Consider the following 19,926-nt stretch of genomic DNA (forward strand, 5'->3'; position numbering starts at 1 on the left):
GTCTCAAGCTATACCTTCGGCAATCTCTTCACCCCACCGCTCATGCCCACGTTCCCTCGCTTCGCGCGTCTCGCCGCGGCGCTGGCCATGCCGGCCATGGTGGCTGTGCCCGTAGGTGCGCAGGCCCCGGCTGTTCCCAGCATCGCTCCGTGGCTTTCACCCGCCTCTCCGCTCACGCTCGTCTCGGCGCGCAAGACCGATCGCATCGCGTGGATGGTATATGACCAAGGGCTGCGCAACGTGTACACCGCCGCAGCGCCGGCCTTTCGTCCGGTGCGTGTCACCAACTTTCTGAGCGACGACGGCACCGACCTCACCGATGTGCGCATCTCCGACGACGGTGCGGTGATTGTCTTCGTGCGTGGGTCGGCGCCAAACCGATTTGGCTGGGTGGCCAATCCCTCGCACGATCCGCGTGGAGCCGAACGTGCGATCTGGGCGGTGCGCAGCAGTGGCGGAACACCGTGGCGAGTGGCTGAAGGTGGTGCACCGGAGCTGTCGCCGGACGGACGGTGGGTGCTCTACACGCGCGACGGCCAGATCTACCGGGCCCGCGTGCTGCGCACACCCGGTGTCCCGATCACGGCGATGGATACGGGCGGCCTGCCGCTCATCAAGGCGTGGGGGCGCAATGGTACGCCGCGCTGGTCTCCGGATGGTGCGCGCATCGCGTTTGTGAGTGACCGCGAGAACCATGCGTTTATCGCCGTCTACGATGTGGCGAAGCGCAGTGTGACCTATGTGTCGCCGGGTGTGGATTGCGACGGTACACCAAGCTGGTCACCCGATGGCAAGTCGCTCGCCTTCTCGCGTCGACCCGGCGTGCCGTTCGGCAATCAGACACAACGTGGACAAGGGAGCATCGGCAATCCCGCCGGCCCGGCAGCGAACTTCAGCGCCGCGCCGCAGGTGGGCAATCCTGCGAGCGGATGTGGTGGTGGTGGTTTCGGCGGCGGCGCACCGGCTGCGGCACCGGTGAACGATCGCAACAACATGCGCGCCTCCCCGGGATTCTATTCCGCGGCGTTCGAGGGAGGGCACACGCTCAAGCTGATGATCGCCGATCCCGTTACCGGTCGTGCGCGTGAAGTGTGGCAGAACGCGCCGCGCGACAGTGTGTTCACGACGCTGAACAACATGGTGTGGTCCGATGATCAGGTCGTCTTTCCGGTGAATGTGCCCAAGGACGATTTCGAGCGCTGGTATGCCGTGCCGGTGAGTGGCGGAGCACCGGTGCGTCTCACCACCACCGATGGTCTCATCGAAGACGCCACGTCGGTGTCGTTCTCACGGGATGGCGGGAAGTCGCTCATCTACACCACCAATGCCGAAGACATCGAACGACGGCACATCTGGTCGGTGCCAGTGAGTGGTGGCACGCCGCGACGGATGTCCACGGGAGATGGTGTGGAGACCTATCCGCAGCCGCTTTCGTCGGGCAAGCAGGTGGCGGTGCTGTACTTCGGTGCGAAGACGCCGGCGTCGGTCGCGCTCGTTCCAATGGAAGGCGGCGCGCCCCGCATCATCTATCCCACGCTCGACAAGACTTTCCCCACGGCATCACATGTCGTGCCCGAAGTGGTGAAGACCAAGGCCGCTGATGGGCTCGAGATCAGCAACACGCTGTTCCTGCCCAAGAACTTGAGGCCTGGTGAGAAGCGACCGGCCATTGTGTTTGTGCACGGGGGACCGCGCCGGCAGATGCTGCCTGCGTATCACTACATGCAGTTCTATCACTGGTCGTACGCCGTGAATCAGTGGCTGGCCGATCAGGGCTATGTGGTGCTGAGCATCAATTACCGCAGTGGTGTGGGCTACGGCAAGAGTTTCCGCGATGCGCCCAACACGCAGGGGCGTGGCAATTCGGAGTATCAGGATGTGGTGGCCGGCGCGAAGTACCTGCAGGGGCGTGCCGATGTCGACGCGGCGCGTGTGGGCATCTGGGGCTTGTCGTATGGCGGCCTGCTCACATCGCAGGCACTGGCGCGCAACAGCGACATCTTCGTGGCGGGCGCCGATCTCGCCGGTGTGCACCTCTACGGCAACATCATCGATTCCACCAACCTGGCGTTCAAGTCATCGGCCGTGGGCGCCATGGACGGCTGGAAGTCGCCGGTGTTCCTCGTGCATGGCGACGACGATCGTAACGTGGACTTCGCGCAGACGGTGGGGCTCGTGCAATTGCTGCGCGCGAGGAACATCTACCATGAACTCATCGTCGTGCCGGATGATCTGCACGAGTCGATGATTCATGAGAACTGGATCGATACGTTTGATCGGATGGGCGTGTTTTTAAGGCGATTTGTATGGGATAAGCGGTGACGGGTCGCGGGGGAGCGGGTTGGGGGGTGAATTGCCGGGTTGCGAGTATCGAGTCGCGTGTGTCGAGTGTTCGCAACCCGCAACCCGCAACCCGCAACCCGCAACCCGCAACCCGCAACCCGCAACCCGAACCCCGCAACCCGCAACTCTGTTGTTCACCCCCAAACCCGTCCCCCCGCGACCCGGAACCGCTTTACTTCACCGCCCCCGCCACTCCCGCACGCCGCGGGTCAGCGCCCGCCGTCACGCTGCTCCCATCGATGCGAATCGCTGCACCATAGCCCTCACGCAACTCACCGCGCGCCGACACGAAGGACAAGTCGTAGCCGAGCGCACGCAGGCGCTGCACCACATGTGGTGCGAATCCGTCTTCGAGCTGGATGTTGTACGGCGCATTCGCACCGCCTTGCGGCCCACCACCACCGGGCAGAAAGCGCGGCAACTCCAGCGCGGCCTGCGGCCCGAGGTTGTAGTCGAGCGCGCCGAGCAGTGTCTGGTACACGGCCGACGTGATCCAGGCATTGCCGGCTGCGCCCACCGCGAACACAGGGCGATTGCCCTTGAACGCAATGGTAGGGGCCAGCGTGCTGCCATGTCGCGCGAACGGCAGGCGTGAACCGTACTGCGTGGGATCGGTGCCGTAGCTGGTGAGCTTGTCGTTGCTCAGGAATCCAAGACCCGGGGTGACGTAGAAGTTGCCGCCCCAGGTGCCCAGTGTTTGTGTCACGGCCACGACGTTGCCATCCGCATCGGCCACCGTGTAGGCCGTCGTGCCAGCGGCATGGCAGAACTCCATCTCGGCGGCATGATCGTCACCGCACGGTGAGTCGACACCGAATGATGCCGCTGGATCGCCCGATGGCTCACCCGAGGTGGTCGTCTTTGCGGCCGGCGGCTTCAGGCAGGCCAGGGTGTCCCCGCGCACGCTTGCCGGTGTGAGCGCGCGGTCGGCCTTGAAGCACTGCCAGCGCACGCGTGCCGTGTCCTTGTCCACGATGGTGCCCACATCGATGGGCCACAGTGCCGGGTCGGCGATCTTGCCGCGTGACGACGGTGTGAGAAACCACGCCGACAGATTGGCGTGCAGCGTACCCGCATCGTCCGTGTAGCGCTTGGGCGCCGGATACTGCTCGAGCAGATTGAGTCGCGCGACGAGGTCGGCGCCACCGCTCACCGGTGGCGAACTCGAACACACGCGATACACGCGATACGTGCCGCACACGGGCTCGCGCTCGTTGGCAAAGTAGCGCGCCAGGTCACTGGCCTTCATGGCGTTGCCCTTGGCCCGCAGGTCCTTCACCCAACGTTCGGCCACTTCGCCCTTGTAAAATCCATCCGCGCCCTTGGCGGCAATCTGTTCGAGCACCCACGCGAGGTCCGCGTTGCGCACCGTGTCGCCAGCCACGAGCGGCTTGTCGTTGCGGAAGAACAGCGCGCGGCTGCCTTCGTACTTCGTGAAGTGCTCACGCTCCGTGGCGAGTGTGGTGGCAAGACCGTCACTCACGGCATAGCCATTGCGTGCGGCGCGAATGGCCGGCGCGAGCAGCTGTGCCCAGGTGAGTTTCTTGCTGCCATAGCGCTGCCAGGCGAGATACATGCCCGCCACCGTGCCAGGCACATTCACCAGCACCGGGCCATCACTCGGGTAGCGGCCGTTGACCAGGAGCGATGTGTTGCCAAGGCCCGCGTCTTCCGGAACCCGGCTCATGAACTCGATGAGTGTGGGCTGCGACTGTCCCTTGAGGCTGATGACCATTTCGCCATAGCCACCAATGCCACTGGCATCGGGCTCCACCACACCCAGCGCAAAGCTCACGGCGACGGCCGCGTCGATGGAGTTTCCACCCTGACGAAACATCTCGAGACCGGCTTCGGTGGCCACGGGGTGTGCACTCGACACCGCGGCTCGGCCGGTGGCTTCCTGACGCAATGCGGGACGTTGTTGCAGCGCCACGTGAATGACCTGCTGCAGTGCGCTGTCGGAGGAGGCCGAGATGGCGGTGGGTCGCAACTGATCGCGTACGCGGCGCCAGGTGGAAAGTCGCGCGGCATCCTGTGCGAAGTACAGCGTTGCGCTGCGTTCCCACACCCGGTCGAAGGCGGCCGCATGGGCCACCGCGCGGTCCACGACCGCACCGGTGGTGTTGGTCGCGCGTTCGGCGTCTACCGCGCGAGGTGCGGGCACTTGGTACAGCCCGGGCAGTGCGCCACCGGCCAACACTTGTCGCTCATGCGCGGTGCGGTCCACGCCACGATCGGGGTCGCCGTTGTAGCTCACCGTCACATCGCGCGTTTCGGCGATGGTGATAGTGCTGCCATTGGCCGACCAGTCGATATCACCGTGGCTGCGTGAGACGAGATTGAGATAGGCGGTTCCGCTGGCCGGCACCACGTAGGTGCCGTTGCGTGTGGCAATCGCCAGTTGGGTGGTGCCACCCCACGCCACGTCTTCGAGCGTGGCATCGGTGCTGATGATGGACTCGCCGCTGCCGTCGATGGCCACGATCACGGCCTTGCGGCCGGATTCCGTGAGCGCCAGCAGCGCGACGCGGCGACCATCACTGGAGAGTCGTGGGCGTCGTTCCGTGCGCTCGACGGACGTGAGCCGGTGTTCGCGTCCATCAGGTTCGCGCACCCAGATGCGTGACTCTCCGCCCAGTCCGCGCTGGAACACCACCACACCATTGCCGCCGGCGCTGGGCGCTACGTCGTGGGCAGCGGAAGTCGTGAGTCTGGTTGACGCACCGCTCGGCCGGTCCCGGTCATCAAGTGCGATGCGACGGATGTCGTAGTGGCCTGCTGAATCGGATGCGTAATACAGCGCGTTGTTGGCAAACGTGGCATCGCGGTGATACGCGCTCCCCGTGCTGACCTGCGTCGTCGTGCCATCGGCGAACCGGAAGTGCAGGTGGCCGTCCTGCTCGAAGGCCAGCGTGCCGCGGGTGGACACAGCGGGGCGGCGCACGACCGCGGCGGTGACCGACGCCGGCGTGCTCGATGGCTGCGCGCCAATGGTGGCGCAGGGCAGCAGCGCAACTCCAACGACCAGGAGGTGCCATGTCTGACGCATCATCGACGGGCCCCGCGACCACCAGCCGCACTCGCCGCTCGCTGGATGGTGATGGACTCGATCACATTGCCTTCCTGAATCCGGTCGATCACATCGAGACCCGACAACGTCTCCGCGAACACCGTGTAGTCGTTGTCCAGGCGCACGTTGTCCACGAGGTTGATGAAGATCTGGCCGTCACCCGTGTCGCGGCCGCGGGTGGAGATGCCGAATGTGCCACGCCGATGGCTACCTCCCACTTCATCGCGCATGAAGGTCGTGGTGGCGGGGTCGTATTCATCGGCGCCCGGGCTGCCGCCCTGCAGGACGAAGCTGGAAACCACACGGTGCAGGGTGCGTCCGTTGAAGTCCCCACGTTCGGCCAGCGTCACGAAGGTGTGCACGGTGGCGGGTGCATCATCGGGCAGGAGCCGAATGCGAATGGTCCCGAGACCGCGCATGCGAATGATGGCCGTCGCGCCCTGCAGCGCCTTGAGCGCGGCCTCGCTCGGGAACGGTGCTGGTGTGTAGCGCAGGGTGAGCGGTCGCACCGGCGAGAGCGATTCCAGGCGCTTGGCGGCTGCACCGGCAATAGCGGTATCCGCATCGGTCAGCAGCGACGACATCCATGGCACATAGTCGGCTGATTCGGCGCCTGACGCGGCGGCATTGAACAGCCCCATGCGCGCGTCGCGCCATGTGGCAGACTTTGTACGCGTGATGCGATCGAACGCCGCCACGACCTGCTTGAGCACGTCACTCCTATCGACACCGGGTACCCGCAGTGCGGAGTCGCGCAGCACATTGCCCGCCCGCATCAGCAGGCCCGCATGATCGCGTGACAGAGCGCTGTAGGCTTGCGCCGGTGTGGTGATGGCCGCGATGGCCACGTTCGGGTCACGATCGCTGGCCAGGCCACCCAGCGTGGCCGTGTCGCGAAGCACGCGTGCCGCCTGGGCGGCCCATGCGCGTGCTTGCCAGGTGGGAGAGGTCGCCAGCGTGCGCGTGGGGCCTTCGGCATCCTGCGGTGCCACCTTGGCCAGCGCCACGATCGCGTGGGCACGGGGAAGCCACGCCACGCTGGATTTGGTGAGAGGCACAATCGTGGCCGCATCGCACTTCTTGTCGCCAAGCAAGTCTATGGCAAGCAATGCCACATGCTGGCTGCTATCGCCCACCAGCGCCGACGCCCGACTGCAGTCACCGGCCACGCGCAATGCCTGCCATCGCACCATCGGCGATGCATCGTCGACCCAGGTTGCTCCGAGGATGACCGCCAGGCGGCGCACTTGCTCATCGCGGTCAGCAAGTCCCGCCTTCACGATCGCAGAGTCGCGAAGGCCCATCGCTGTGAGCGCTGGCAACAACAGGCGACGCGCTTCGGTGTCCGAGGTGTTCAGAAAGGCCTGGCGCAGCGCCGGAAGCGCGGCCGCCGACATTTTGTAGCTGCGGGCGGTGCGTCGCGACCAAACTTCCAGGCCACGAGCCACGCCGCGTCGCGCCACCAGCGACGTGTCCTGCAACCCGTCGATCAGCGCACGTTCAGCCGTCGCATCCCCCGGAGCCGTGCGACCAAAGGCCGCATACGCCAATCCTCGAAGCTCTGCATCACGAAACCGGCTGAGCGGTCCACCACTGAGCAGGGAGAACGGTGGCGCGGCAAAGCCCAGCACCCGCATCGCCTCGCGCTGCACCGCAAGCGGCGCCGAATCGAGCGCCGCAGCGGCTTCCGCGGTGAATCGCGCCGCATCCGAGCGCGCCGCCGACCGGAATGCGAGTACGCGGATCATCGGGTCGTCGGCCCGCATGGCCGCCGCCAGCACGGGACGCCCCTGCTCGCGCTGGTACTCCGCCACCAGGATGTCGTATGGCGTGATCGTCCGGGAAGGCGGCGCAGGGCGCGCAGGCTGGGCTGACGCGGCGCTGGCTCCCTGAAGCAGCGCGAAGACAAGAGGCCACATGGAATCGCAGGCGAGAGTGGGATCGTCCGGCGGATAGGCGGGGCCGTCCGGAATGCCCTAATTTGCACCGGGTAACACACCTCCCGCCTCCTGCAACATCCCTTCCCGGAGAAACCCATGCGGCTCGTCCGCTCACGGTGGCCGATTGCGGCTGCCGCTGCGCTGCTCGCGTCGTCGTTCGCGCCGTTCCACGTGCCGTCGGCTCATGCCCAGGGCACCAATCGCTACGGCAACCCCGCGCGTGTCGCCCCGGCGCCCACCAAGGCCGCCATCGATGTGCGCGACCTGCAGATCCGTCTCTACCAGTTCGCCGACGACTCCATGCAGGGGCGTCAGGTGGGCCGCGCGGGCAACAAGAAGGGCACCGACTATCTGGCCGCCGAAGTGAAGCGTCTCGGGCTCATGGCGGCGGGCGACAATGGCACCTATTTCCAGAACCTGCCGTTTCACCTCCGCAAGTTCACCGATCATTCGCGGCTGACCATCGACGGCAATCCGCTGCAGTGGAACACCGACTTCGTGGCCGTGCCCGGACAGCGCGCGCCGCGCTTCATCACCGACGCCGAAGTCGTATACGGTGGCATACAGGGCGACACGAGCACACAGATCTCGGCCGCCGCCGCGGCGGGCAAGTTCGTGGTGCTGCTGCCGCCGGCTGGCGGCGCACGTGCCTCGCAGGGACAGGCGTTTGCCGTGCGTCCCGGCTTCGCGCCGGCGCCCACGCGCTTTGCCGATGCCGCGGCGGTCGCCACGGTCGATCTCGATGCCTTGAGTGCGGCCCAGCGGGTAGCCATCAACGAACCCACGGTCGCCTCGCAGATCGCACCGCCGCGTGCGGCACGTGCCGGTGCGCCGGGCGCTCCCGCCGCCGTGCCGGTGGATTCGCTCACGCTGCTCAAGCAGCAGCTCGCGGCGCTGCAGCCGTCGGCCACTATCCGTCTCACCCGTGACGCGGCATCGCGTCTCTTCCGTGGTGCCAGCGTGGAAGGGCTGTCGCCGGGTGCCAAGGGCGGTACGGTGTCGGCTTCGCTCGACTTCGTGGAGCTGCCCACCGAATGGGCCCGCAATGTCATCGCCATCATTCCAGGCAGTGACCCCAAGCTCAAGCATCAGTATGTGGCGATCGGCGCGCACAACGATCACGTGGGGTTCACCACGCCGGTCGACAAGGATTCCATCAAGGTCTTCAACGACGCGCGCATCAAGCTGCAGATCGCCAACGAGATGCGTGGGCTGGGTCCCGAGCAGCTCGCATCGATCAAGGTGAACATGGACAGCATTCGCCGTATTCACCCCAAGCCGCGGCTCGACTCCATCAACAACGGCGCCGACGACGATGGCTCCGGCTCCATGGCGGTGCTCGAAATCGCCGAAGCCATTCAGGCCATGCCGGTCAAGCCGAAGCGTTCCACCATCTTCATCTGGCATGCCGGTGAAGAGGCTGGCCTGCTTGGCTCCGCGTACTTCGTGCGCAACCCGACCGTGCCCATCGACAGCATCGTCGCGCAGCTCAACATCGACATGATCGGACGTGGCCGTGCGGAAGACCTGCCGGGTGGCAGCGACGACTATCTCGGTGTGGTGGGCTCGTGGTTCGACTCGAAGGACCTGGGCGAACAGGTGCAGGCGGTGAACAAGAAGCTCGCCAAGCCGCTCGCCTTCGACTACAAGTTCGACGATCCGATCGCGTGGGCCGGTTACAACAACATCTACGGCCGCAGCGACCACTACAACTACGCGGTGCAGGGCATCCCGATTGCGTTCTTCTTCACGGGGCTGCATGGCGACTATCACCAGCGCAGCGACGAAGCGGAATTCATCGACTATCCGCACTACGCACGCATCACGAACTACATCCGCGACCTGACGGTCGAAGTGGCCAACGGGCCGCGTCCGCGGCTCAACGGCACCAAGCCGGCGAAGCCGAAGAACATCGTACCGTGATCCTGCGGGGAATATGAAAAGGGGCGCCCGGTGAGGGCGCCCCTTTTTAGCACTGGCAGGTCAATGACCCGGCAGCGACTTACATCGCGGTGTTCTTGTTGCCCGCGTTCTTCACATACTTGTCGAGCCACGCCACCCAACGGGCCCACTGATCGAGCACCGTTTCCTTGGCGATCGGGCCGTGGTCTTCGTACGGGTACATGTACAGCGACGTCGTCTTGCCAAGACCCATCAGCGCGTGGTAGAGACGCGTGGAGTTGACCGGGTCCGTGCCGACGTTCTGGTCTTCGGTGCTGTGGTACATGAGCAGCGCACCATTGAGCTGGTCGGCGTACAGCATCGGCGACATCTCGAGGTACGTCTGGCGGCCCTGCCACAGGTCACGACGCTCGCTCTGGAAGCCGTTGGGCGTGAGCGTGCGGTTGTAGGCGCCGTCACCGGCAATGCCGGCCTTGAAGAACGGCGTGTGCACCATGGCGTTCACCGTGCTGAACGCGCCGTAGCTGTGGCCACCCAGGCCCAGGCGATGGCGATCGATGATCTGCAGCGTGTCGAGCGCGTCGATGATGGCCGACAGGTTGTTGCGCAGGTCCACGACATAGTTGTCGTTGGCGAGCTGGCCTTCGCTCGCGAAGATCGGCGCATCGGGCTCCACGACGGCATACCCCTGCGTCACCAGGAACTGCAGCGAACGCGGGCCATACGACGGGAACCGGCGATCGGCCGCCGAGCCCTGCGCCAGCGTGCGATCGTACGCCGCCTGGTTGTCGTACTCACGCGGATAGAACCAGAACATCGCCGGCAGGCGCGTGCCCGTCTTGTAGTCGGCGGGCAGCGTGACGTTCACGTTGAACGTGTAGCCGTCGGCGCGGCGGGCGACCACCTTCTTCTTGATCGCCTTGCTGAGCTCCGGCATCACATCGACGTTGTTCGTGAGCTGCTTGGCATCCTTCGACGCCAGCGTCAGCACGAACGACTGCGGCACCATGGTCGGCGATTCGCGCTGCACGACCACCTTGGTGAAGTCGTCGTCGAGCGGCGCCGAGATGGTTTCCACCACGTCACCCGTGCTCTCGTAGATACGGGTGCGAGCACCGGTGCGAATATCAATCTTCTCGACATTCGCCTTGGGCGAGCTGGCCGTGTCCTGCGGCGCCCCGATGGTGAACACCGACTTGCCGTCGGTGGAGACCACCACCACCGCGTCGCCCTTGCTGCCCGGGCGCGTCACCAGGCCACCGGCCTGACCACGGCCGAAGCCACCGGCTGCAGGCGCCGGCGCGGCGGCACTGTCACCACGACCACGCGGACGCGGCGCGACCACGGTGAACTTGGCGTTGTTCTCGGTGAGGAAGATGGCCTGCTCGTACGTACCGCCCGTGCCTGTCTCGGTCACGAACAGGATGGTGCCGGCATCGTTGAAGCGCGCCGCCGAAATGCGGTTGGTGGTTTCGTACAGCACCGTGGCGCCGTTGGCGTCGAACGGGGCCTTCCACTGCATCAGGCGATCGGCGCGACGCGCGGCCGCACCGCTATCGGCGCGAGCCGCACCACCAGCCGGCGTCGGCGCCAACTGCATGTACAGCAGCGCTCCCGACGGGGCCCAGGCAATGCTGCGCTTGCCCGTGTCCACCGGCACACGACCGGCGAGACGGCTCGGGTTCATCGGATCGACCGGATCGGTCGGATCATCCGACTCACGCAGCGGCTTGTTCACCACTTCACGCACCACCACACCCGCACCATCCACGATCACGTCGCGCGTGCCGAACGACGACACCGGCAACACGTACGAGAACGGCTTCTCCACGTACGTCACGCGGAAGTACTTGCCATCGGGCGACGCATCGAGCGCGCGGATCATGCCCGGCGCACCCACCTTCTTCACGGCGCGTGTCTTGGTATTGATGACGGCGAGCTGGCCCGTGATGTGATAAGCCAGCAGGTCCTTCTCGTACGGCGTCATGACCAGATCGGCGTACGTGCGCGTCTTGAGCTTGTTGCTCTCGTTGATACGCACCATCGGACCGCTGGCCAGCGCCGGTTCCTTGGGTTCGGCACCACGCGCGTCCGGCGTGAGCACCACGATGAGCGACTGACCGTCAGCACTCCACGACGGTGCCGTGACGGTGGTCGCCAGCACATTGCGGCCGCTCACCGGCGTTGCCTTGCCCGTCGCGGCATCGGCCACGTAGAGCTGCGTGGCATCATCGAACAGCGCGAGGAATGCGATACGCGAACCATCGGGCGACCACACGGGCTGCGTGGTGCGGGCACCGGCGGGCAACGCCACCGGAATCTTGCGCCCGGTTTCCCACTCGAGCAGCTCGAGACCTGCGGCGCTGCGCATGGTCATGCCACGCTCACGATTCGCGCCCTGGTCGACCTGGAAGCCGCCGAGGTTATGGTGTGCCTTGCCGACGTTCTTGAGCGACGGCAGGCCATCGCTCACGGTACGGGCGAAATACTTGCGGCTGCCCGGGCTCGGCGCGTTGAACGACGCGTTGCCTTCACGCGGCGCCGTGACGAGGCGCGCGATCGCCTCGGGCGGCGCGATGTACCCTTCGTCGGAAATCGGATCGGCCGCCTTGCTGGCCGATGCCGGTGCCGGTGCCGCATTGGCACCGGCGCGGTTCTGCGCCGTCGCAAGCGACGGCACCGTGAGCAGCCCGACGGCGAGTGCCATCTTGCGGGCCAGGGCAGGTGACCACGTCAGCGGGCGCGAGCCGGCGTGGGCGAGGGGGGAGCGCAACGGGGAGCGCATGGGCGTGGAGGCCTCAGGCAACGGGGAAGACCGGACAGGGCGACAAAGTCCCTCGTTCCCTAACGCAACGCCCCCGTGAAACGCTTGTCCAGACGGAAATCGCACGCGGCCGGGCATCCCCCCATACGGCCCGTCACAGATGAGGCGCGGTTTACCGGGGACGGCCGATGTGATTCAGAAGGATCCACACGGTGCCGTTGTTCTCGTTCGCCCGCCGCGCCGGGTGCGCGATCCACTGCTGCAGCCACAGCACATCCAGTCGCTTGGTCGCATTGAGGGGGATGCCGGCGCCGAACGAGAACCGGTTCTGGTCGAGGGCCAGCCCCCGGTCGGTGTGGGAAATGCCCACGAAGACGTCGTTCTGGAGCACGGCCGTGACATCACGCTTGCGATACTGCAGTCCCGGCACCGGATACGCCGCCCGCAGGAGATACCGCGCCCGCTGCTGGTAGCGACTGGGGCCACGGGACCGGTCGCTGTCCTCGTCGGTGATGATGTTGGAGAGCCACCGGTGCTCGTATCGGTATCGGTGCATCAGGTCGAACTTGCCCGGCCGGTGGTTCATCTGGGCGAACAGAAACAGCTGATGATCCCGGCTCGGCTGCGCGGCGGGCAGCTCGCCGTAGGGCGCCGACGCGCCATAATTCACGCCGCCGCCAAGGCGCAGGCCGTCCGCCAACTTGTACGTGAGCGTGTTACGGAACATGAACTGCTGCGGTTTGGCCACGCCGTCGGTGCGGCGCCACTGCAGGTCGCCCAATATCGCCCAGCGCTTGCTCACCGGCTGGTCGTAGGTCACGGCCAGCCAGACATGGTCATTCTGACGAACGGTGCGCCAGGGGGCCGGCGTCTGGGCACCAGCGGACTGGGGCAGGGAAATGGCTGCGGCCGCCAGAGCGGTCGCGCACAAGCGGTTGGTGAGGTGGGCGAAGTGCATAGATTCCAACCTCGTCGATGAATTGTAACGACGCTACCACTTCGCCCTACGCCCATGTCCGAAAACGCCCCCGAGCCCACGTCGGCCCCCGCCACGGTGGATGCCATTCCCGCGACCGCCGAGCAGCGCCAGCGCCTCGACCGGGTCCGTGATGACCTGCTGCGGGTGCATCGCGGGCTCCTCCATGTTGAGCGGGAGCGCTACGAGAAGGTGAAGGGACGGCTGGCCAACAACAGCGCGTTCCTGCAGGTGGTGATCAACGACCCGTGGTTCGACTGGCTCCGTCCCATGGCGCAGCTGGTCCTGCTCATCGACGAGCGCCTGGCTGACAAGAAGGCCCCGTTGGGCGCGGCAGAAGCGCAGGCCCTGTTCGACCGGTCGCGTCTGCTGCTGCAGGCCGATTCCGAAGGGGACGCCTTTCAGCGTCTCTACTATCAGGCGGTGCAGCACTCGCCAGACCTGGCCGTTCTGGCCCGTCAGGTCGCCTTGGGCCTCTCCAGCGGACTCGACGGCAACAAGTAACGCTGCGTATCGTCCCAGAAGGCTGGACCCTGGGTGGTCCGGCCTTCATCGTTCCAGTATGTATTGCGCAGGGCGGTTCCGAGCCGCACTGGCGCTGGCGGGTATTGCGCTCGCTGTTGGTTGTGGGCGTCCTTCCTATCCCGCACGTCCAGTCGCGCCGAATGTGGCGCCGCGAGCGGCTTTCATCGATCAGTTCGACGCGCTGTGGTCGCGATTCGACAGCGTCTATCCGTCGTTTGCCTACAAGCGAGTCGACTGGGATGCTCAGCGAACGCGCTACCGTCCGCGCGCGGAGCGTGCGCGCTCGCAGGATGAACTGGTGGCGGTGCTTATCGAGATGCTCACGCCCCTGCACGATCGCCATGTCTGGCTGGTGGACCCCCGCGGGCAGGTGGTGCCCACCTATCGGGCCAGCGTCGTCGCCAACTTCGATCGCGCGCGCTGGGAAGCGGCCATGCGCGATGCGAGCATCGTGCGGCGCAACGATATCGGCGAAGGCATGGTGGGAGGGTATGCCTATCTCTACATCGGCTCCTGGCGTGCGCCCGTCGATATCGATGCGCTCGACCTAGCCCTCGAGCGGGTTCGCGAGGCGCAGGGGCTGATCATCGACTTGCGCACCAATGCCGGTGGCAGCGATGGCACCGCACTGGCGTTTGCGGGTCGCTTCACGCGTCGGGCCTTTCCCGCATCATACGTGGAAATCCGTACGGACCCGCGTGTGACCGATGTGGAGATGCCGCTGGCCCGCACGATCTCGCCGCGCGGCGCGTGGCAGTTCACCCGTCCTGTCGTGCTCATCACGGGCCGTGGTGGACTGAGCGCCACCGAGAGCTTCGCGGCCGCCATGCGTACGCTGCCCCAGGTCACGGTCATCGGCGACACCACCGGCGGTGCCTCGGGCAATCCGGCCACCTTTGCGTTGGGCGCCGGATGGCAGTTCACGGTGCCGCGGTGGCTGGAGTACGGACCCGATCGGCAACCCATCGAAGGCCGTGGTGTGGCGCCGCATCTGGCCATGACCTGGAACCCTGACAGCTATGACTCGCAGCGTGATCCCCTGATTGATGCGGCCGTTGGATTGCTAGGAGAGCGGACTGGAGTGTACCGTATCGCGCCGAGCGGTCCGGCAGACCCGCCGACCCGCCAGTTGGACGGGCGCGATCGCCATTGACTGATGGCGCGGCGCGGCCCGAGGCGAGTGACACTCTCCATACGAGCGCCGCATGAGCCAATCGAACACCCCGCCCAATGTCCCCGTGTGGGAAGATGGTCGCTGGACTCCGCTTCCGGCGCTACACGGCGACGTGAGTGCCGACAGCTGCGTGATCGGATTGGGTGGCAGTGGCCTCACGCTCATCGAAGAACTGCTGCGGCGCGATGAACGCGTGGTGGGACTCGACGCGGGAGATGTCGGCGCCGGCGCCGCAGGACGCAACGGTGGCTTCCTGCTGGCCGGTGCCTACGATTTCTATCACGACGCGGTTCGCAAGCATGGCCGGGATCGTGCGCGCGCCATCTACGCCGCCACACTGGCCGAACTGCCGCGCATCGCCGATGCCGCGCCGGGCACGGTGCGATTCACGGGCTCGCGCCGCCTGGTGGCGGACGACTGGGACCTCGAGGACTGTCAGGCGCAGCGTGAGGTGATGCTCACCGACGGTCTGGCCTGTGAATGGGTGGACGATGAACTCGGCACGGGACTCTTCCTGCCGTCCGATGCCTCGTTCAACCCGCTCGCGCGTTGCCGTGCACTGGCCGTGCGTGCTCGGGAAGAAGGCGCGCGTCTGTTCGCTCGCACCCCCGTGCTGCAGATCGACGGCACGCGCGTCGTGACGCCAACGGGATCGGTGCACTGTGGGCGCGTGTTTGTGGCGGTCGATGGTCGTCTCGAAGTGCTGTTGCCCGAACTGGTGGGGCGGGTGCGCACGGCGCGCCTGCAGATGCTGGCCACGGCACCATCGGCAGAGCGCCGCATTCCGTGCCCCATGTACTACCGCGAGGGGTACGAGTACTGGCAGCAGTTGCCCGATGGGTCGGTGGCGCTGGGCGGATTCCGCGACCGCGCTGGTGAAAGCGAATGGAGCACCGATGCCACCCCGACGGCGCCGGTGCAGGACATGCTCGAATCGTTCATGCGTTCGCACATCGGCATCACCACCCCCATCACGCACCGCTGGGCCGCCTGCGCGGGCTACACGGAGACCGGTCTGCCGGTGATCGAGCAGGTGCGCGAACATGTGTGGGCACTGGGCGGCTATTCCGGAACCGGCAATGTGATCGGCGCGCTGGCCGCACGTGGTGTGGCGGCCGCTGCGCTCGACGGTGATGCCAGCGGTGTCCGCCTTCTGCTCGGCGATACGTGGTCACCAGTAGTCACTCGTGGCGTGCGTCACGATGCAAGTCACGATGTAAGCCCTACGTCGTAGTCTTCAGACTTTTCTCAATCATGACATCATCGCTGAACATCCGTCCGGCCACCGGACAGGATGTATCCGTTATTCGTGAACTCATCGAAGGGCTGGCCGATTACGAGCGGCTGCGCCACGAGTGTGTGGCCACGGACGCACTGCTCGAGCGGGCGCTGTTTGGTGCGCGTCCGTATGCCGAGGTGATCATCGCGGAGTGGGAGGGGGAGGTCGCAGGGTTCGCGCTCTTCTTTCACAACTTCTCCACGTTCCTTGCGCGACCGGGGATCTACCTCGAAGATCTGTTTGTTCGGCCGACGTTCCGCGGGAAGGGTATTGGCAAGGCGTTGCTGGTGCGTCTTGCGGCTCTCGCCGTGGAACGTGAGTGTGGCCGTCTCGAGTGGTCGGTGCTCGACTGGAACGTGGATGCGATCGGCTTCTACGAAAAGCTCGGGGCACGACCGCAGGATGAGTGGACCGTCTATCGCGTCACGGGTGATGCGCTTGCGCAGCTCGCGACAGGAGGACCGGAATCATGAACAATCGCGACAACGAAGGCGACAGCGAAATTCGTGCGGCTGCCGCGCCGCAACAGGCCGTGCATACACGGCGTGCGGTGTTGCAGGCATTGGCTGGCGGCCTGGTGGGCAGTGCGCTGGGGGCGCGTGCGGTGCTGGCCCAACACACGTCTACGATCATCCCAGCGGCGGAGCGCATCGAGCGCATTGGTCTGCAGTTGTACACGGTGCGCCGGGCGATGGCGACCGATGTGGAGGGCACCATTGCTGCTGTCGCGCGCGCAGGCGTGACGGAACTCGAGTTTGCCGGCTACTACAACAAGGACGCCGCGTGGTGGAAGGCGCTGCTCAAGCAGCATGGTCTCACGGCACCCGCGACGCACGAAGCGTTGCCGACCAGCGATGAAGGCTGGGGCGCCATCATGGACCGTGCCAACGCGATGGGCCACAAGATCGTCATCGTGCCGTCTGTGAATGCGGAATACCGCGGCTCGCGTGCCAACTGGCAGCGATTGGCCGAGCGCCTGAATACCGGCGCCACGCGCGCCAACGCCGCCGGGCTTTCGTTCGCGTACCACAATCACGACTACGAGTTCGCTCCCATCGAGGGCACCACCGGCTACGAGGTGCTCACCACGCAGACCGACCCGGCGGCGGTGAAGCTCGAGCTGGATATCTACTGGGCGGTGAAGGCCGGGCATGATCCGTTGGCCATCATCGCGCGCTGGCCCGGTCGCGTGGTGGCCTGTCATGTGAAGGATGCGGGCCCTGCGCCCGAGCGCGCGATGAAGGATGTCGGCGCCGGTACCATCGACTTCAAGACCATCCTCACGAAGGGGCGTGCTTCGGGACTGAACCACTGGTTCATCGAGCACGACAACCCCACTGATCCCATTGCGTCGGTCACCGCCAGCGCGGCTGCGCTCAAGGCGTTGTAACGCGTCACCCCCACCGCATTCCTGATGCAGATCCAGCCCCGCCGTCCCGAATACGATGTGTGCATTGTGGGCTCCGGCGCCGGCGGCGCCATGGCCGCGTACGAACTCACGCGGCAGGGCGCGCGCGTGGTGATGCTCGAAGCGGGACCGTGGTGGGACAACACCAAGGACTCGTCGATGCTCAAGATGCCGTACGACACGGCGCGTCGCGGCGGCAGCACGCCGGAGCGCCAGTTCGGCGAGCATGATGCCTGTCTGGGTGGGTGGGATATTCCGGGTGAGCCATACACGGTCGCCGAAGGGTCGCAGAACTTCCGGTGGTGGCGCGGGCGCATGCTGGGCGGTCGCACCAACCACTGGGGACGTATCTCGCTGCGTTTCGGGCCACACGACTTCAAGGCCAAGAGTCGCGACGGTCTGGGTGACGACTGGCCCGTCGGCTACGATGATATCAAGCCGTACTACGATCGGGTCGATCGTATGGTGGGCATTTTCGGCAGCAATGAAGGGCTGGAGAATCACCCCGATGGTGAGTTCATGCCACCGCCGGAGCCGCGCTGTTATGAGAAGCTGGTGCAGCGGGCGTCCAAGAAGCTCAACGTCACCTGCATTCCCGCGCGGTTGTCCATCATCACCAAGCCGCTGGGTATGCGCGCGCCGTGCCACTACTGCGGCCAGTGCAATCGCGGGTGCATGACCAACTCCAACTTCACCGCGCCGAATGTGCTGTTGTTCCCGGCGCAAAAGACGGGGCGGCTCACCATTCTGAGCAATGCGATGGCGCGCGAGGTCACGGTGAACGACGCCGGCCTCGCCACGGGCGTGAGCTACATCGACAAGAAGACGGGCCGCGACGAACATGTGCGCGCCAAAGTGGTCGTGCTGGCCGCATCGAGCCTCGAGTCCAGCCGCATCATGCTCAACTCGAAGTCCTCGCGTTTCCCGAATGGCATCGGCAACTCGAGCGGCGTGGTGGGGCGCTACATCACCGACTCCACCGGTACGGATGTGGCGGGCTACATCCCGTCGCTCGAAGGCATGCCACGCCACAACTGCGACGGTGTGGGTGGTGGACATGTGTACATGCCATGGTGGATGGACAACAAGAAGCTCGACTTCCCACGCGGGTATCACATCGAGGTGTGGGGCGGCTACGGCATGCCCAGCTACGGGTTCATGGGCGGTATTCAGCGCTACCCCGATGGCGGTGGCTACGGCGCGTCACTCAAGGACAGCTACCGCAAGTACTGGGGCACGACGATCGGGTTTTCCGGGCGTGGTGAGATGATTCCCAACGACAAGTCGTACGCCGAACTCGATCCCGAGCGGCGCGATCAGTGGGGCATTCCAGTGCTGCGGTTCCACTGGCAGTGGACCGACCATGAGTACAACCAGGTGAAGCACATGCAGGAGACGTTCCGGGCCTTGATCGCCGAGATGGGTGGTACGGTGTTCAATGCAATGCCCACCAAGGAGCAAGGTTACGGCATCGCGACGGGTGGTTCGATCATCCACGAACTGGGTACCGTGCGCATGGGCAGCGAGGAGAAAACGTCCGCGCTCAACAGCCAGTGCCAGGCGTGGGACTGCAAGAATCTGTTTGTCGCCGACGGCGGGCCGTTTGTGTCGCAGTGCGACAAGAACCCCACGTGGACCATTCTCGCACTGTCCATGCGCACGTCGGAGTACATCACGCAGCAGCGCAAGGCGGGGGCTCTCTGATGGAACGCCGCGAGATGATGAAGCTGCTGGCGACCATGCCCATGGGAGCGTGGGCGCTGTCGCACAGTGATGTGGCTGATGCCGCGCTGCACACCCATGACGTGCTGGACGCACTGGAGCAGGCACAACCCAAGGTAGCGTTCACGCCCAAGTTCTTTCAGCCGCTCGAGTGGCGCACCGTACGCGTGCTGTCCGATATCGTGATCCCGCGCGATGCGCGCTCGGGGAGCGCAACGGATGCGGGGGTGCCGGAGTTCATGGACTTCGTGATGATGACGTACACAGGCAACCAGACCCGCATGCGCGAAGGGTTGGGGTGGCTCAACGCCGAGTCGCGGGCACGCTTCGGCAAGCCGTTCCCGGATATCACGGCGGCGCAGCGCACAGCGGTGGTGGATGACATCGCCTGGCCGGCCAAGGCCAAGCCGGAGCATCAGGCCGGTGTGCGGTTCTTCAATGCGTTCCGTGATCTGTGCGCGAACGGTTTCTTCACCAGCCGCATCGGGGTGAAGGACATTGGCTACATGGGCAATGTGCCGGTGTCGGCGTGGAGCGGGTGCCCCGCGCCGGCCAATGCCAAGGCACTGGGGAGCGCGCGGTGATGCCGTCGGGTTCGTGGTGCGGCAAGGTGCTGTCTGGCAAGGCGCTGGCCGCGCTGGCGCTCCCGCTGCTGTGCGGCGCGTCGACGCTGTCGGCACAACGCGCGCCGGTGGGGCCGTCCACCCGCTCGTATGTGCGCGTGGATACCTCCGTGGTGGCACTGACCAACGTGCGTGTCATCGATGGCACCGGTGCCGCAGCGCGCGATGCGCAAACGGTGATCATTCGCGATGGGCGTATT

Annotated in this window: 13 protein-coding genes and 1 pseudogene; 10 read left to right on the top strand and 4 right to left on the bottom strand. The window is 65.7% G+C overall.

What is annotated here, in order from left to right; all coding sequences use genetic code 11:
* The first annotated feature begins 42 nt into the window (after positions 1-42).
* Complete coding sequence (locus VGE27_RS17360; RefSeq protein ID WP_331050941.1) at positions 43-2,322, top strand: S9 family peptidase; 2,280 nt, start codon at positions 43-45, stop codon at positions 2,320-2,322.
* 193 nt (positions 2,323-2,515) lie between these two features.
* On the opposite strand, the gene VGE27_RS17365 is transcribed toward VGE27_RS17360, so the two are convergent.
* Both VGE27_RS17365 and VGE27_RS17370 read right to left on the bottom strand, forming a co-directional pair.
* Positions 2,516-5,395, bottom strand: a complete 2,880-nt coding sequence (locus tag VGE27_RS17365) for a gamma-glutamyltransferase (RefSeq protein WP_331050942.1) — start codon at positions 5,393-5,395, stop codon at positions 2,516-2,518.
* The gene (locus tag VGE27_RS17370; RefSeq protein ID WP_331050943.1) at positions 5,392-7,332 is read right to left on the bottom strand and encodes a peptidylprolyl isomerase; all 1,941 of its coding nucleotides are present in this window, start codon (positions 7,330-7,332) and stop codon (positions 5,392-5,394) included. The genes VGE27_RS17365 and VGE27_RS17370 overlap by 4 nt, the downstream gene beginning before the upstream one ends.
* 117 nt (positions 7,333-7,449) lie before the next feature.
* Here VGE27_RS17370 and VGE27_RS17375 point away from each other — a divergent pair, with 117 nt between their 5' ends.
* On the top strand, positions 7,450-9,276 hold the full coding sequence (locus tag VGE27_RS17375) for a M28 family metallopeptidase (protein WP_331050944.1): 1,827 nt from the start codon (positions 7,450-7,452) through the stop codon (positions 9,274-9,276).
* Between the two features lie 79 nt (positions 9,277-9,355).
* Here the strand turns inward: VGE27_RS17375 and VGE27_RS17380 are convergent, their stop codons facing one another.
* Complete coding sequence (locus VGE27_RS17380; protein WP_331050945.1) at positions 9,356-12,040, bottom strand: S9 family peptidase; 2,685 nt, start codon at positions 12,038-12,040, stop codon at positions 9,356-9,358.
* A 151-nt stretch (positions 12,041-12,191) separates the two neighbouring features.
* The gene (locus VGE27_RS17385; protein WP_331050946.1) at positions 12,192-12,977 is read right to left on the bottom strand and encodes a DUF2490 domain-containing protein; all 786 of its coding nucleotides are present in this window, start codon (positions 12,975-12,977) and stop codon (positions 12,192-12,194) included.
* A gap of 54 nt (positions 12,978-13,031) precedes the next feature.
* On the opposite strand from VGE27_RS17385, the gene VGE27_RS17390 reads away from it, so the two are divergent.
* The 8 genes and pseudogenes from VGE27_RS17390 to VGE27_RS17425 all read left to right on the top strand — a co-directional run.
* Positions 13,032-13,499: a hypothetical protein gene (locus VGE27_RS17390; RefSeq protein ID WP_331050947.1), complete on the top strand. Its 468-nt coding sequence runs from the start codon at positions 13,032-13,034 to the stop codon at positions 13,497-13,499.
* 163 nt (positions 13,500-13,662) lie between these two features.
* Entirely contained in the window at positions 13,663-14,673 is a 1,011-nt protein-coding gene (locus VGE27_RS17395; protein WP_331050948.1) for a S41 family peptidase, read from the top strand.
* Positions 14,674-14,725: 52 nt separating this feature from the next.
* Positions 14,726-15,928, top strand: a complete 1,203-nt coding sequence (locus tag VGE27_RS17400) for an FAD-binding oxidoreductase (protein WP_331050949.1) — start codon at positions 14,726-14,728, stop codon at positions 15,926-15,928.
* A gap of 20 nt (positions 15,929-15,948) precedes the next feature.
* Positions 15,949-16,446, top strand: coding sequence for a GNAT family N-acetyltransferase (locus VGE27_RS17405; protein ID WP_331050950.1), 498 nt, complete (start codon positions 15,949-15,951; stop codon positions 16,444-16,446).
* Positions 16,443-17,363: a sugar phosphate isomerase/epimerase gene (locus tag VGE27_RS17410; protein ID WP_331050951.1), complete on the top strand. Its 921-nt coding sequence runs from the start codon at positions 16,443-16,445 to the stop codon at positions 17,361-17,363. The genes VGE27_RS17405 and VGE27_RS17410 overlap by 4 nt, the downstream gene beginning before the upstream one ends.
* Before the next feature lie 24 nt (positions 17,364-17,387).
* Positions 17,388-19,085 (top strand): GMC family oxidoreductase, encoded by a 1,698-nt coding sequence (locus VGE27_RS17415; protein WP_331050952.1) that lies wholly within the window; start codon positions 17,388-17,390, stop codon positions 19,083-19,085.
* Complete coding sequence (locus VGE27_RS17420) at positions 19,085-19,687, top strand: gluconate 2-dehydrogenase subunit 3 family protein (protein ID WP_331050953.1); 603 nt, start codon at positions 19,085-19,087, stop codon at positions 19,685-19,687. The genes VGE27_RS17415 and VGE27_RS17420 overlap by 1 nt, the downstream gene beginning before the upstream one ends.
* A pseudogene (locus tag VGE27_RS17425) lies at positions 19,687-19,926 on the top strand (hypothetical protein); the annotation flags it as partial. The gene VGE27_RS17420 and the pseudogene VGE27_RS17425, both read left to right, overlap by 1 nt.

The organism is Gemmatimonas sp., assembly GCF_036405635.1.
In the GTDB taxonomy this organism is placed as follows: Bacteria; Gemmatimonadota; Gemmatimonadetes; order Gemmatimonadales; family Gemmatimonadaceae; genus Gemmatimonas.